The organism is Stenotrophomonas sp., from assembly GCF_035634915.1.
In the GTDB taxonomy this organism is placed as follows: domain Bacteria; phylum Pseudomonadota; class Gammaproteobacteria; order Xanthomonadales; family Xanthomonadaceae; genus Stenotrophomonas.
Window position 1 is genome coordinate 113,915 of record NZ_DASQCB010000018.1, and the last position, 12,997, is coordinate 126,911.

General features: G+C 63.4%; 13 protein-coding genes and 1 tRNA gene. 1 reads left to right on the forward strand and 13 read right to left on the reverse strand.

Annotated elements, in window-relative coordinates; translation table 11 throughout:
• Positions 1-74: 74 nt before the first annotated feature.
• Positions 75-2,132 (forward strand): putative bifunctional diguanylate cyclase/phosphodiesterase, encoded by a 2,058-nt coding sequence (locus VER16_RS13525; RefSeq protein WP_324808969.1) that lies wholly within the window; start codon positions 75-77, stop codon positions 2,130-2,132.
• Between the two features lie 185 nt (positions 2,133-2,317).
• On the opposite strand, the gene cyoD is transcribed toward VER16_RS13525, so the two are convergent.
• The 13 genes from cyoD to VER16_RS13590 form a co-directional block, all read right to left on the reverse strand.
• A complete protein-coding gene (gene cyoD, locus VER16_RS13530) occupies positions 2,318-2,659 on the reverse strand; it encodes a cytochrome o ubiquinol oxidase subunit IV (protein WP_108764452.1) in 342 nt (113 codons plus the stop codon).
• Entirely contained in the window at positions 2,659-3,297 is a 639-nt protein-coding gene (gene cyoC / locus VER16_RS13535; protein ID WP_108764451.1) for a cytochrome o ubiquinol oxidase subunit III, read from the reverse strand. The genes cyoD and cyoC overlap by 1 nt, the downstream gene beginning before the upstream one ends.
• Positions 3,294-5,291, reverse strand: a complete 1,998-nt coding sequence (gene cyoB / locus VER16_RS13540; protein WP_324808972.1) for a cytochrome o ubiquinol oxidase subunit I — start codon at positions 5,289-5,291, stop codon at positions 3,294-3,296. Before cyoB ends, cyoC begins: the two co-directional genes overlap by 4 nt.
• A gap of 2 nt (positions 5,292-5,293) precedes the next feature.
• Positions 5,294-6,337, reverse strand: a complete 1,044-nt coding sequence (gene cyoA / locus VER16_RS13545) for a ubiquinol oxidase subunit II (RefSeq protein WP_324808974.1) — start codon at positions 6,335-6,337, stop codon at positions 5,294-5,296.
• Positions 6,338-6,589: 252 nt separating this feature from the next.
• Positions 6,590-6,868 (reverse strand): hypothetical protein, encoded by a 279-nt coding sequence (locus VER16_RS13550; RefSeq protein WP_324808976.1) that lies wholly within the window; start codon positions 6,866-6,868, stop codon positions 6,590-6,592.
• A gap of 33 nt (positions 6,869-6,901) precedes the next feature.
• Complete coding sequence (locus tag VER16_RS13555) at positions 6,902-8,152, reverse strand: hypothetical protein (RefSeq protein WP_324808978.1); 1,251 nt, start codon at positions 8,150-8,152, stop codon at positions 6,902-6,904.
• A gap of 107 nt (positions 8,153-8,259) precedes the next feature.
• Positions 8,260-8,616, reverse strand: a complete 357-nt coding sequence (locus VER16_RS13560) for a hypothetical protein (protein ID WP_324808980.1) — start codon at positions 8,614-8,616, stop codon at positions 8,260-8,262.
• Positions 8,617-9,184: 568 nt separating this feature from the next.
• Positions 9,185-9,706 (reverse strand): hypothetical protein, encoded by a 522-nt coding sequence (locus VER16_RS13565; RefSeq protein WP_324808982.1) that lies wholly within the window; start codon positions 9,704-9,706, stop codon positions 9,185-9,187.
• Positions 9,676-10,359 (reverse strand): hypothetical protein, encoded by a 684-nt coding sequence (locus VER16_RS13570; protein WP_324808984.1) that lies wholly within the window; start codon positions 10,357-10,359, stop codon positions 9,676-9,678. The genes VER16_RS13565 and VER16_RS13570 overlap by 31 nt, the downstream gene beginning before the upstream one ends.
• Positions 10,360-10,396: 37 nt before the next feature.
• Positions 10,397-10,921, reverse strand: a complete 525-nt coding sequence (locus VER16_RS13575; RefSeq protein ID WP_324808985.1) for a hypothetical protein — start codon at positions 10,919-10,921, stop codon at positions 10,397-10,399.
• Between the two features lie 109 nt (positions 10,922-11,030).
• A complete protein-coding gene (locus tag VER16_RS13580; protein WP_324808987.1) occupies positions 11,031-11,417 on the reverse strand; it encodes a hypothetical protein in 387 nt (128 codons plus the stop codon).
• Between the two features lie 408 nt (positions 11,418-11,825).
• Positions 11,826-11,901: transfer RNA gene (locus VER16_RS13585), tRNA-Thr, on the reverse strand.
• A gap of 36 nt (positions 11,902-11,937) precedes the next feature.
• Positions 11,938-12,942: a 2-hydroxyacid dehydrogenase gene (locus VER16_RS13590; protein WP_324808989.1), complete on the reverse strand. Its 1,005-nt coding sequence runs from the start codon at positions 12,940-12,942 to the stop codon at positions 11,938-11,940.
• Between the last annotated feature and the right edge of the window lie 55 nt (positions 12,943-12,997).

Sequence of the window (12,997 nt, forward strand, 5' to 3'; positions counted from 1 at the left end):
GTCTAAGGTTCAGCGCCGCACAGCCGCTATAGTCCGCGCCGCCGTGCCCCCTCCCCGCCCACGAAGGACCCTCAATGACTGGCACCTACAGCCAGAGCCTGGTTGTTTTCTCGCTGCTGGTCGCCATCCTGGCGTCCTATACCGCACTGGACATGGCCGGCCGCCTGGCCACCACCGAAGGCCGCGTTGCCCGCTGGTGGCTCACCGGCGGTGCCACCGCCATGGGCCTGGGCATCTGGTCCATGCACTTCGTGGGCATGCTGGCCTTCAACCTGCCCATCCCGATCGGCTACGACCTGGCCATCACCCTGTACTCGCTGGCGGTCTCGGTGGGTGCCTCGGCCTACGCCCTGTGGCTGGTCTCGCGCCCGCAGTTGCCCCGCCGCCGGCTGCTGGCCGGCGCGGTGCTGATGGGCCTGGGCATCGCCACCATGCATTACCTGGGCATGGCCGCGATGCGCATGCAGCCGGGCATCGACTACGACCCGTGGTGGTTCGGCACCTCCATCCTCATTGCCATCGGCGCGGCCGGTGCCGCGCTGTGGATCGCCTTCCGCCTGCGCGCAGAGGGTGAGCGCACCTTCCGCCTGCGCCTGTTTGCATCGCTGGTGATGGGCCTGGCCATTGTCGGCATGCACTACACCGGCATGGCCGCCGCCCGCTTCCCCGAAGGCAGCATCTGCGGCGCAGTGATCGGCGGCGGCATCGACAGCCGCTGGCTGGCGGTGCTGGTCATCGTGACCACCCTGGGCACCATCGGCATCGCCCTGGTCGCCTCGCTGTTCGACCGGCAGATGCGCGAGCGCACCGGGCTGCTGGCCGAATCGCTGGAAAAGGCCAACGACAGGCTGCTGCAGGCCGCCCTGCACGACCCGCTGACCCAGCTGCCCAACCGCATGCTGCTGCAGGACCGCATCGAGCAGTACATCGAGAAGGCGCGCCGCCGTCACCATGGCCTGGCCGTGATGTTCTGCGATCTGGACGGCTTCAAGGCGGTCAACGACGCCTATGGTCACCAACTGGGCGACCGCCTGCTGGTGCGCATGAGCGAGCGCGTCAGCAGCCTGCTGCGCCCGCAGGACACCTTCGCCCGGCTGGGCGGCGACGAGTTCGTGATCGTGCTGGCCATCGACGAGCCGGACGATGCCGTGGTGGTGGCCGAGCGGATCATCGCTGCGGTGGCCGAACCGTTCCTGATCGATGCGGCCGAGCTGCAGGTCAGCGCCAGCCTCGGCATCGCCCTGTACCCGGACGATGCCACCACCGAACGCGAGCTGATGGCCCACGCCGACGCGGCGATGTACCACACCAAGGACGGCGGCCGTAACGGCTATACCTTCTTCACCCCGTCGATGCAGGTCAGCGCCAACCGCCAGCTGCGGCTGCTGCAGGACCTGCGCCGCGCTGCCGACCGCGGCGAACTGCGCCTGCACTACCAGCCCAAGTTCGTCGCCGCCGGCACCCCGGCCGTGGGCGCCGAGGCGCTGCTGCGCTGGCAGCACCCGGAACTGGGCATGCTCAGCCCGGATGTGTTCATTCCCATCGCAGAGCGCAGCGGCCTGATCCTGCCGATCGGCGACTGGGTGCTGGACCAGGCCTGCGCGCAGCTCCGTGCGTGGCACGATTCGGGGCATCCCGAATGGACGATGGCGGTGAACCTGTCGCCGCTGCAGTTCTCCTCGCCGTCGCTGGTGGACAACGTGCGCGACACGCTGGCGCGCCATGACATCGCGCCGCAGCGACTGACCCTGGAGATCACCGAAACCACCGCAATGAAGGACGTGGAAGCCAGCCTGGCCATCCTCAACGACCTGACCGCGATGGGGGTGCACATTTCCATTGATGATTTCGGTACTGGCTATTCCAGCCTGCTGTACCTCAAGCGCATGCCCGCCACCGAACTGAAGATCGACCGCGCGTTCGTGCGTGACCTGGAGCAGAACGCCGAAGACGCGGCCATCGTGTCGTCGATCGTGGCGCTGGGCCGTTCGTTGCAGCTGCAGGTGGTGGCCGAGGGCGTGGAAACGCGCGAGCAGCAGGAGTATCTGAGCGGCCTGGGCTGTGACCAGCTGCAGGGGTATCACCTGGGCCGGCCGATGGACCCGGACGAGTTCCTGCGCAAGGTGGGGTAAGCGGGCGGCTCATCCACGCATGGCGTGGATCTACTGACGCCGGGCATGGCCCGGCGCTACCGAAGCCCCCCCCAACCGGTAGCGCCGGGCCATGCCCGGCGGGCGGACGAAGCCCCCCCCCCCCACCCAAACGAAAAGGCCGCCCCGAAGGGCGGCCTTTCGTGTGTGGCAACGTCGCGAAGACGTCAGTGCATCATATGCACGTTCATGTTGTGCATGACCCACAGGGTACCGACCACGATGATGCCGATCACCACGATGGTGAAGGCCGCAGCGTTGACGTTCCAGCGGCTTTCCGACGAGCGGTCCAGGTGCAGGAAGAACACCAGGTGGACCAGCATCTGCAGCACCGCGGTGACCGCGATGACCACACCGCTGACGGTGCGCGAGAAGTCGCCGGACATCACCACCCAGAACGGGATGACGGTCAGCACCACCGCCAGCACGAAGCCGATCAGGTACGACTTGACGCTGCCGTGGCTTTCGCCACCCGCTGCGTGGTCGTGTGCATGGTTGTCATGTGCCATTACAGCGCTCCATTGAGGTAGATGACCGAGAACACGCCGATCCAGATGAGATCCAGGAAGTGCCAGAACAGGCTCAGGCACGCCATGCGGGTCTTGTTGGTCGGGGTCAGGCCGTACTTCTTCAGCTGCACGAACATCACCAGCAGCCACAGCAGGCCGGCACTGACGTGCAGGCCATGGGTACCGACCAGGGCGAAGAACGCCGACAGGAAGGCACTGCGGTCCGGACCGTAGCCCTGATGGATCAGGTGATGGAATTCATAGACTTCCATGCACATGAAGCCGAAGCCCAGCAGCCAGGTCACCGCCAGCCACAGGAACATCTGGCCAACCTGCTTGCGGTGCATGGCGATCATGCCTAGGCCGAAGGTCAGCGACGAGGTCAGCAGCAGCGCGGTTTCCCACGCCACGAACGGCAGCTCGAACAGGTCCTTCGGGCCGGGGCCACCGTCGGTGCCGCCAGCCAGCACCACGTAGGTGGCAAACAGCGAGGCGAAGATGAGGCAGTCGCTCATCAGGTACACCCAGAAACCGAAGACGGTGTTGCCGCCGGTGTCGTGGTGCTCGTGGTCGTCATGGCCATGGGCCGCCGCGTGTGCGGCGTGCCCGTGGCTCAGGGTCGAGGTATTGGTGCTCATGCCTTCAGCTCCGACTTCACCAGGCCCTGGGATTCCAGGTGCTTGCGGTGTTCGTTCTCGATGCGTTCCACCTCGGCGGCCGGGACCCAGTAGTCCACGTCCTGGTCGAAGGTGCGGTAGATGAACGTGGCGATCATGCCGACGAAGCCAATGATGGCCAGCCACCAGATGTGCCAGATCATCGCGAAGCCAAAGACCAGGCTGAAGGCGCCGATCACCACACCGGTGCCGGTGTTGCGCGGCATGTGGATGTCGGTGTACTTGGCCGGCTTCGGCCAGGCTTCACCACGCTGCTTGCGCTCCCAGAAATCGTCCAGCTCGGTGACTTCCGGCAGGGTGCCGAAGTTGTAGAAGGCCGGCGGCGAAGAGGTTTCCCACTCCAGCGTACGGGCATCCCAGGGGTCGCCGGTCAGGTCGGCGGTCTTCTTGCGGTCGCGGATGGACACGGCCACCTGGATGATCTGGCACAGGATGCCGGCACCCACGATGAAGGCGCCCACGGCAGCAACCAGCAGGAACGGCTCGTAGGCCGGGTTCACGGTGCTCTGCAGGCGACGGGTCATGCCCATGAAGCCCAGCACGTACATCGGCATGAAGGTCACATAGAAGCCGATGAACCAGCACCAGAACGCGCACTTGCCCCAGAACTCGTTCAGGCGGAAGCCGAACATCTTCGGCCACCAGTAGGTGATGCCGGCGAACATGCCGAACACCACGCCGCCGATGATGACGTTGTGGAAGTGGGCGATCAGGAACAGGCTGTTGTGCAGCACGAAGTCGATGGCCGGGATCGCCAGCATCACGCCGGTCATGCCGCCGATGGTGAAGGTGACCATGAAGCCGATGGTCCACAGCACGGGCGTGGTGAACTGCACGCGACCGCGGAACATGGTGAACAGCCAGTTGAAGATCTTCACGCCGGTCGGGATCGAGATGATCATCGTCGTGATGCCGAAGAAGGCATTGACGTTGGCACCCGAGCCCATGGTGAAGAAGTGGTGCAGCCACACAATGAACGACAGCACGCCGATGCAGGCGGTGGCGTAGACCATGCCCTTGTAGCCGAACAGTGCCTTGCGCGAGAAGGTCGCGATGACTTCGGAGAACACACCGAACGCCGGCAGGACCAGGATGTACACCTCCGGGTGGCCCCAGATCCAGATCAGGTTGATGTACAGCATGGCGTTGCCGCCACCATCATTGGTGAAGAAGTGCGTACCCAGGTAACGGTCCAGGGTCAGCAGCACCAGGGTGATGGTCAGCACCGGGAAGGCAGCGACGATCAGCACGTTGGTCACCAGGGCAGTCCAGGTGAACACCGGCATCTGCATCAGCTTCATGCTGGGGGTGCGCATCTTCAGGATGGTAATGAAGAAGTTGATACCACTGAGGGTGGTACCCAGGCCCGCTACCTGTAGGCCCCATATGTAGTAGTCCATACCTACATTGTTGCTGTACTCGATACCCGACAATGGCGGGAAGGCCAGCCAGCCGGTGGCGGCGAATTCACCGATCCACAGCGACAGCATGATCAGCACCGCGCCGGACACGAACAGCCAGAAGCTGAGCGAGTTGACGAACGGGAACGCGACGTCGCGCGCACCGATCTGCAGCGGCACGGCCAGGTTCATCAGGCCGGTGATCAGCGGCATCGCCACGAAGAAGATCATGATCACGCCGTGGGCGGTAAAGATCTGGTCGTAGTGGTGCGGCGGCAGGTAACCCTCGGACCCGCCGACGGCGATGGCCTGCTGGGTACGCATCATGATGGCGTCGGAGAAACCGCGCAGCAGCATGACGAAGGCGACGATGAGGTACATCACGCCGATCTTCTTGTGGTCCACCGAGGTGAACCACTCCTTCCACAGATAGCCCCACAGCTTGAACTTGGTGACCAGGGCCATGACGCCCAGGCCACCCAGCACCGCGCCGACCAGGGTGGTCAGCACGATCGGATCGTGGGGGATCGACTCAAGAGAGAGTTTTCCCAGCATGTTCATTCTCCCGAACCCATGTGGCCTTCGTGGCCAGCGTGTTCGTGTTCTTCGGTGGCGTCCAGGTTCTTCCCGGATTCCTTGGAGTCATGCGCGTCGGTCGGGGCGTGCCCCTCGTGCGCTTCATGGCTGGCCGCATCTGCCGCAGCAGCACCCGTGTGGGAATGCTTCATGCCGTAGTGCTTGTTGTCACCCATGTGCTTGGCGAGGACCCAGTCGAACAGGCCTTCTTCGACGGTGCCGTAGTAGGTCACCGGGTACCACTCGGAGTTCTTCGCTTCGCCCAGGGCCTTGAAGGAGGCCTGGTCCAGCGTTTCCTTGCCGGCGCGGACCTGGTCCAGCCACTGGCGGTACTGCGCATCGGTGACCGAATAGGCGGTGAAATGCATCTTGGCGAAGCCCAGGCCGCTGTAGTGCGAGGACATGCCCGGGAATTCACCGGTCTCGTTGGCGATCAGGTGGAGCTTGGTCTCCATCGCCGCCATCGAATAGATCATGCTGCCCAGGTGCGGGATGAAGAACGCATTCATCACCGTGTCGGACGTGATCTTGAAGTTCAGCGGCGTGTTGACCGGGAACTTGATCTCGTTGACGACCGCAACCTTCTCTTCCGGATAGATGAACAGCCACTTCCAGTCCAGCGAGATCGCCTCGATGGTGACCGGCTTGACGTCCGATTCCAGCGGCTTGTACGGGTCAAGCGCGTGCGAGGACCGCCAGGTCAGCACCGCCAGGACCAGCACGATCATGCAGGGGATCGACCACACCACCACCTCGATCGCCGTCGAGTGGGACCACTTCGGCTCGTAACGGGCCTTGGTGTTGGAGGCGCGATACTTCCACGCGAAGGTCAGGGTCATGATGATGACCGGGATGACGACCAGCAGCATGAGCACGGTGGCCGTGATCAGCAGGGTCTTCTCATCCTGGCCAATCTGGCCCTTCGGACTGAGGATGGCCACTGCATCGCAACCGGTGAGCATCACCAGCAACGACAGCAGCAGGCCCGGGCGCAACCAGCGCCCAAGGGTTTTCAACGGAATCATCGGTCGATCCAATTGCGAGGGAATGCCGTTCCCCGTCCTGCCCGCTCCGGCCAAAGCCGGTCCCGCCTGCGGTTGAGACAGGCAGTGAGGTGGGGTCGAGTCAGCCTTTCAATTTTAGGCCGTCACGCATCATTTAAGAAGGGCATTGACAATGATCCAGCGCAGGAAGTGGCCGGATATCGCTGCGACACGTTGTCGCACCGGGTGCGCAAGCGCGGGGATGCCGGAATCGGCAAAGCACGATGAACGCATTCAGGAATGCAGCCAGGGCGTGTCTGGCAGCCCGGCGAAGTCCTGGTCGTGCGCCTGCACCGCCTTCTCGATCGAATCGAACCAGGTGCAGCGCTGCAGCGGGCACTGCTCGCGCAGCAGTTCGACGAACTGCCGCTCGAACCGGGTGAACGCCGCCGGATCGTCATCGGTGAAGAAATCGGCACTCTGCACCGCGTACCGACCGGTGCCCAGGTGGTGCAGCACCGTGTAGCGGACGCAGGCGCCGTGCGGCAGGCGCTTCCAAAGGGCGTGGTGCATGTAGAGATCGTCCGGCTGCATGGCTGGCGCCCCTTACCGGGCCGCAGCGTCATGGACCGCCGGGTACTCAAAGCGCAGCTCACGCTGGCCCTCGCCCACTACCGGCAGCAGCGGATCGACGCCCACGCAGCCCATGCGCAGCCGCAGCTGATCCTCCGCAGGCACCCCGCCGCAACTGCCGAAGCTGGTGATCTCAACGCCCGACAGCAGTGTCCTGAAGAAGGTTTCCGCCTCGCGTCGCGCCTGCTCGCGGCTGGCCGCCGTCGCCTCCACGCTGTAGCGCAACTTGATGGCGTACATGCGGTCGATCGCGAAGACCATCACCGAGCTGTAAGCCGTGCCCTCGTGGCTGTAACGGAAGTCCAGCACATTCGCATCCACCCGTGCAGGCCCACCGGGCCCGAGACTGGCGACCGGCACCCCCATGGATTGCAGCGGGGACATGTCGCGCTCGCTGGCCATCTTTTCCCTGCGCGCGTCCAGCAACGCCTCGCGCTCGCCTTCGGCCGCCTCCCGCCGCTGGGCCGGTTCCTGCACGCCGGCGGGATAGAAGTACAGGTCGATCCAGCCGGTTTTGTCGCCCGGCCGCTCGAAGCGGACCGAAGCGCCACCCAGTACATCGTCGTACCGGCGCTCATCTACCGCCTGCCACTGGCCCACCTGCATCGGATAGACCACGCTGGTGCCGCGCAGAAAATCGCCCAGAAACACCGTGAGGTCCGACGGCGCTGCATCCTCCGCATCCAAGCTCAGGGTTTCCCGGGGAGCATCGGCGCCGCATTTCTCCTCAAGGACCGCCGCCACATGCGCGCGCAGGGTGCCGGCCTTCTTCAGCGCGGCCAAGTGATCCACGCCCGGGATCTTCAACGACGGATCAGCCTTGATGAACACCGCGTAGGCCTTCAGCGCACTTTCCACGCCGGCCAGCTGCCGATCCAGCTCGTCGCCGTCGCGGCCTTCGGTGATCTGGTACGCCAGGTTTCCGAAGGTCTGCTGCGCGAGTACTTCCGGCGCGATCGAGGTTTCCTCATCCACGGTCTCGGGCAGCCCGAGCACCGGGCAGATAATCACCTGATAATCCGGGGTTTCCAGCGCCCAGTTGAACAGCCACCGCCGCATGTCATCCGCGCCGGGCTGCAGCGGAGAAACTTCCAGCTGACGGGTTTCGCGCACGAAACGGGCGGTCTCGGCTTCCGGCGCGGCCCCTGCCAGCGCAGGCAGTGCAGCCGCAACCACGAGGGCTGCGGCGAGGATGGACCGGCTCAACACATTCCCTGATGCCATGGCACACACTCCCTGGGGCCGCGCGGCGCGGCGTGCAGACGCAGCGTATCAGGCAGCCCAGTGGCGGGACAGCGGGTTTGAATAGCCCCACCAGTGCGAATGGGCGGTCAGCTTGGCCTGACTTCCCTGCACACCAGTTCGGCCAGTTCGCGGCAGGCGAAGAAAAGTCCTTCGACCACGCCTTCATCGAGATGGCGCTTGGGCGTCGCCACCGACTCGCAGCGACTGGCCGCGTGCAGCATCTCCACCGCGGTGAGGATGGCAACGGCCGCGCGGCCGATGCGCGCCAGCGACTGGCGCCGGCCTTCGGACAGGTTTTCTTCCGGCCAGAGCATGCCATCGGAGCCTTCGCCATCACGGATGCGCCGGAGGCAGCCCTGGAAGGTGCTCAGTTCGTCGGCCGGGTTGGCGTCGTCGTTGATGGGGTCATCGATGGGGAACGGCGGAGTTCTGCGGGTGGTCATGGCATCGGCTTCCGTGGCTGTACTTAACAGCGCCACCGCGCGGAAGCGGGTGGCGGACGGTGCGGGTTCCAAACCGGGACGTTTAGCTGAGACCGGCGGATCCGAAGATCCCCACGCACCGCCCGCCATAGAGGCCGACGGATTGCCAGCCGACACCGCTTCAGGACGGTGCCGACTGGCAAGCGTAAAAAACTAAACGTCTTCGGGTTTGGATGCCCGGCCACCCGTTTTCGGTGGCGCGCCATGTTGTTTACGCCTGCACGTTCGATTCAATGAGAAAATTCCGAAAGGATCGGATGCATCGAGCGTGCGGGAGGGAGTGTTGCATGCGCGCGGGAGTGGCGGAGGCGACATGGAAAGTCGCGAGTGCGCCGATGCGAGGGCAGACAAGACATCGGGTGGCGCAGACGGACCGGAAATCAGCAGGGCGTGTGACGCTTTCCGCTTCCCAGTTGTTGCATGAGGAACCTCCAAGGCAGGCACGGACAACGCATGGACCCGGGCCGTTGTGACGCAAACGGCCGATGTGGCGTGCAGGAACCGACAGCCTTGGCGGTGGCACTTCGGCCTAAGGCAGGATCGCGGCGTTCTGGATGACACCAAGTCGCTCGGCGTCCAACGGATGCACCTCTCCATCAGGCAGATGGAACCTGCCCCGCACAAGAACGCGTGCAACACGCGCTCTCTGCAGAAGATCAGGCGCCATCGCTTCCCCATGAACAACCATGGACGAGACAGACTCAGCATCGTCCATGGCCTCCTTGGTCGGGAAGAAAAGGGTGGCATCGCTGGCCACGCGAGCCCAGGCCCGGAACTCCACATCCCGCCCCTCAAACTGCTCGGGATGCGCCATCAGATATACATAGGAAACAACGCAGAAATTCTCAGAATGTGAGTTTCCACGATATTTGCAGATGTCGAAGCGCGGCGGGGCTTCACAGCCGGACAGCGCCAGCAAAACGAGAACCGCAAGAACCAGACCACCCGACTTCATCATTGCACCCCGATGCAACGTTCTTCCATTGAATTGCGGCAGCTTGGGCTTTCGCCTCCGCAACCTCAAGCGTTCAACTTTCGCAGCTCCGCCCATGGGCCATCCACGATCCTGGCTCGCCACACACCTTCCCTGCCCGGCCCGATCACGATGATGGCCGCAGCCAGGTCGCCGTCATAGCCAGTGGCGATCAACCCGTCTTGCAGAACGAGCGACTGCGCGGCAACGTCGTTCTGCGTGCCGCACAGATTGAGCCGCAGGTGGCCGTCGGCATCGCGGTTGTTGAAATCAACAGACAGTCTCGCTGTGCACGGACCAAGGCACCACAGCATGGGAACAATCAGTTCCTCGCCTTCGTGCAACCTTCCCTCTTCCAGCGTGTCCTCCGCGATCAGGGCGATCTCCTCACCGTCCTGGTCCAGCCCTTGGCGCGATATCAGCGCAAACAAGCCAAGCAGCTCGGACCGTGCCAGCCGCTCATGGGCGAACAGCCAGCGAACCACGCGCATATGCAACGCGGGATGTCTAGCGGACAGGAAGTGATTGCGCACGAGCCACAACGCCGCGCGAATCAATGCATCGGCGTCCGCACGCAGCAGATACGCCTCAACATCCGCATCGATAGGCACCGGAACCATGATGTTTCCTGACCAATACGCGTCCATCTGCACTGGATCGATACCGGCGCCGACGGCCAACAGACCCGATTCAAGCAGATGTGCGAGAAAGGCGCGGTCCTCAGTTCCCACTACTGCGATCTCCCGAGCTACGTCCGCCCTATGCAGGCTAAACACTCATCAAGGCGTCCCAGAAAGGAATACGCCACTCACTTCGATAGCTTCTAGTCAAAGAGCAGGTAAATGCAACCGAGCTACTCCTGCCGACTGGATCTGTGGCAACCGGCCCCTCAAAAACGTAGTCGTCGTAGTCCAGCCGGAGAGAGTCCACCGAGTACACGACCGCAGGAACAGGGTCGCCCTGCCTTGCCACTTCAGCTCTCTTGATGCCACCAAGATCAACACGTTCCCTCGACCTCAATGAGGTCAGCCTGGCTTCGCTGAGAACAACACGCCCCTCGTTCTCGCCGACGATCTCAACTCTTAAATAGTAAGGAGACGATCTTTCTCTTGTCCGGCCGGAATCGAAGTTCCCGACCAGACTGACGACCAACTCAACAGGGCCTGCCGCCTCGCATTTTCCTTTATGATAGTCATAGTAGGAATACCGATCAAAAAGAAGCACGAACAGTAACGCAGCGGCCGCCAGCGAAGCCGATAGCCGTAACACTGCAGTTCTACGATCTGATTTCATGCCTGAATCACTTCCACGAGAACTTAGCGCACTGCTCATATGCAGTCACCGGATCCACCGACAGGAACACGTTCAACTGCGGACCTGAGCTTTCTCCCAGGCAGAACAGCTAATCCAATACTGGCAAGAGGTACCTATAGATCACCTCGCCATTTCGAGTCAGCGCATAAAAGTATGGATTTCCTTCACTGCAGGAAATCAGGCGCAACTGATCGCCTGACTGCTGCATGGACAGCATTTTCATCCAATCCGGATCTTTCTCTGGATCTGGATAGATTTCCCATTTCCTCCCGATCTCAACTGCCTCACTCGAGCTCAGCGGCATCGACACCTTGCATTTTTGCAGGCCAAGCTTGTCGGCAAATGATCGATCCTCGAGCCTCACTGGTCCAGCCGTGGTGGCGCAGCCCATAACGAGAAGAGCAACTGTGCCCACAATGACCACGCACAAATGACGAAGAAGATCGCCAGAACGACAAAGCTCATTTAATTTCATCGGATGCCTCATTGAAGGGCGGGTCTGATGATCGAGGTTGAAAAGCCCATTGGTCCATCCACCATTGTTGTTGAGCCCAGGTCGTCAGCGTGGATGTAGGTAGCCGTCGTCTGGGTAATTGCTGATGGCGATTGGCCAACACTCCCCCCGAACCTGCGCATCCGTCCAATCCCTGAAGCAAGGCTGGGTATTCGTAGCACGGAAATGGGGGGCTGCGGTCTCCGGGTCAGGAATTGTGCGAGGAGCCAAGCGCCTGGCAAGCCAGCGGGGCTGGGCAGCCGCGAGATTCGGAAATTGGGGGCTGCCAGCCATGGGCTGGCACTACCGGGGCCGGCATTCCGCCGGGCATGGCCCGGCGCTACCAGAGCACAAAAAAAGCCCCGACCAAGGCCGGGGCTCTTATACAACTGGTGCCGGAAACAGGAGTCGAACCTGCGACCTACGCATTACGAATGCGCCGCTCTACCAACTGAGCTATTCCGGCTGAGCAGGCGATTTTACGGGCAGCCTACCCCGCTGGTCAATCCGCCCGTACCCGGTTGGCACATGCCCGCCCGGCGGCGAAATCGGCCAGGTTGCCCAGGGTGATGGCCGAGATCTCCTGCAGCGCCTCCACGGTGAAGAAGCCCTGGTGGCCGGTCACCAGCACGTTGGGGAAGGTCATCAGGCGCTGGAAGGCCTCGTCGTCGATGATCTCGCCGGACAGGTCCTGGAAGAACAGCGCGCTTTCCTGCTCATAGACATCAATGGCCAGATGGCCCAGCCGCCGCGATTTCAGCGCGCGGATCACCGCGTGGGTATCCACCAGCCCGCCGCGCGAGGTATTGACCAGCATCGCGCCGGGCTTCATCCGCGCCAGCGAGGCGTCGTTGATGAGGTGCTGGGTGTCCGGCGTCAGCGGGCAGTGCAGCGAGACGATGTCCGCGCGCGCCAGCAGCTCGTCCAGCGCCACGCTCTCGCCCACGCCAACGAAATCCGGCGAGGGATACGGGTCATGGCCGAGCACGGTGCAGCCCATGCCACGGAAGATGCGCGCGGTGGCCAGGCCGATCTTGCCGGTGCCGACGATGCCCACGGTGCGTCCGTGCAGGGTGCGGCCCAGCAGGCCATCCAGCATGAAGTTGCCTTCGCGCACGCGGTTGTAGGCGCGGTGGGTCTGCCGGTTGAGGGTCATCACCAGCGCCAGCGCGTGCTCGGCCACGGCTTCGGGCGAATAGGCCGGCACGCGGGCGACGAACAGGCCCAGGCGCGCGGCCTCGGCCAGATCGACGTTGTTGAAGCCGGCGCAGCGCAGCAGCACGGCGCGCACGCCCAGTGCATGCAGCGCCTGCAGCACGGGGGCATCGAGGCGGTCGTTGACGAACACGCAGACGGCGGCGCAGTCCTGCGCCAGTGCCGCGGTGTGCACATCCAGTGCAGCGTCGAAATGGACGAACTGGAAGCCCTGCCCGGCGCCGTCGCGCGCGTTGGCTTCTTCCAGGAAGCGGCGGTCGTAGGGACGGGCACTGAACACGGCAATCTGCATGGGCGGGCCTGCACGGGAAACCTGCGCAGACCATAGCGCACCGGCGGCGATGCTG